At 57.7% G+C, this 1,424-nt stretch carries 2 protein-coding genes; both read right to left on the reverse strand.

Translation table 11 applies throughout. The features are described from left to right. On the reverse strand, positions 1 to 560 hold a 560-nt coding region (locus VQ042_RS25540), incomplete at its 3' end, for a dihydrodipicolinate synthase family protein (protein ID WP_331823043.1). A gap of 180 nt (positions 561 to 740) precedes the next feature. Next, a complete protein-coding gene (locus VQ042_RS25545; RefSeq protein WP_331823042.1) occupies positions 741 to 1,214 on the reverse strand; it encodes a hypothetical protein in 474 nt (157 codons plus the stop codon). Positions 1,215 to 1,424: the final 210 nt, after the last annotated feature.

Here is a 1,424-nt window from a genome sequence, read left to right on the forward strand (position 1 = left end):
ATGCAGAAGGACGGCTCAAAGGAATCCTTGAAGGGGAAATTCCAAAGGGCAGGCTGGGACAATGCATTCCTCTCTCGCCTGCTCAGCCTGTTCTGAAATGCGATTGCCCTGGTCCCGAAGTTGAAGTGGGTGGTGCTGGGGTTGTTGTAGATGCATAGTGGCAAGTCGGTCGCCGCGGCGATTGCACGAAAATGCTCGTAGGCCTCGTCCTGCGTGAGCGGCGTGTAAGAGACGGGTGCCAGGAGGAGCGCGTCCGCTCTTTCGGCCTCTGCGTCCCGCGCGAGTTCCTGAGCCTGGTCGGTGCGCAGAGCTCCAATCCCGACTATAAGCGGCACCCGTCCGCCCATGCATTCGGATGCCGCCGCGATGGCACGCCGCCGCTCTTCTCGGGTCAGGTAGGCATAAATGCCTGTCGAGCCGAGGAGGCCAAGCAAATCCACGCCAGCGTCAAGCACGCGCTCCAGCAAGCGGGCAAGTGTCTCGGTATCGACCCGGCCCTGCTCGCTCGCCGGGGTAAGCGGGAAGGCGGAGAGGCCGTGGAAGGGAGAGGTATGCAACATCGTCGGCTTCTTATTCACGATCAACTGGAGATGAGCAGGCATATGTGGCCCGATCCCGGAGGCGGCATCCCCATTCTGTCAAATCCGCCGCCATCTAGAAAAGGCGATGCCTGTAATCATCGCAGATTATGAAGTAACGGACGCTATATCGCTGTCATCCTACATTCAAACGCTCCAACGTTAGAGTCGATTCATCAGAGCTCCCGATCGCAAACGATCATATAAATACGGCAGACGTCGCTTTCGGTCGGCATCCTCCAAGGAGACTACGTCTCCAAGCAGGCAGGCCAGCGCATCGCTGATTTCAGCAATTACGGCAGCGCTATGCAGCGGGAGCGCAACCAGCGCGCAGTCGAGTAAAATATCACCCAGCCGATCCAGCGTCGCGAGGTTCAGGTCATGCGCCGCACGAGTGAGCCAGTCTTCATCGATCTGCGGATGGGATTGCAAGAATAAGCTCGCGTGCAGAAAGTCGGTGATCGCCAGCTCCGCATCTTCCCAGCGATTGCCAACCAGCCGATCCAAAACGGGGCGCAAAGTCGAATCCGCGCGAATGCGTTCGCTGAATTCACGCGCGAGCGCATCGAGATCGGAGTCGTCAAAATAGATCGATGGGGCAAAGGACGAGCAAGGCATACTGAAAGGCGCCTTCAACGACGGCCGCTAAAACAATAACGCAATGCGTAACGCAGTTAGCCAACATGCGACTTGCGTCCGATCAAATTTCTCGGCGATCGCACGATTACAGCCCTTAGTCCGCCCTGAATAATGGCTAAGCCGTTGAAGCGACGCACCCGGAAAGACGTTTGGACGTATGCGGTTTCGCCGTTTTTGGCTGGCTTGCTTGCAGGAACCAGACAAGCC

This window comes from Aurantimonas sp. A2-1-M11 (genome assembly GCF_036549475.1).
Classification (GTDB): Bacteria; Pseudomonadota; Alphaproteobacteria; order Rhizobiales; family Rhizobiaceae; genus Aurantimonas.